This window comes from Aliivibrio sp. 1S128, from assembly GCF_001691065.1.
Lineage (GTDB): Bacteria > Pseudomonadota > Gammaproteobacteria > Enterobacterales > Vibrionaceae > Aliivibrio.
Genome location: NZ_MAJV01000081.1, coordinates 1 through 200 on the forward strand (window position 1 = coordinate 1; position 200 = coordinate 200).

1 tRNA gene is annotated in these 200 nt (G+C 41.5%); it reads left to right on the forward strand.

What is annotated here, in order from left to right:
- Positions 1–34 precede the first annotated feature (34 nt).
- Positions 35–110 (forward strand) — tRNA-Glu (locus A6E03_RS19850).
- Positions 111–200: the final 90 nt, after the last annotated feature.

Below are 200 nucleotides of genomic sequence, written 5' to 3' on the forward strand. Positions count from 1 at the left end.
CAGATTAATATGGTTTTAATTTAGAGTATCCAGTGTCCCGTTCGTCTAGAGGCCTAGGACACCGCCCTTTCACGGCGGTAACAGGGGTTCGACTCCCCTACGGGATACCATCTTTAAACGTTCTTTTAGGTAATACCTTTAAGAGTTTTTAAAAATGGTTACACGCATTAGCGTGAAATCGCTCTTTAACAATTTGGAAA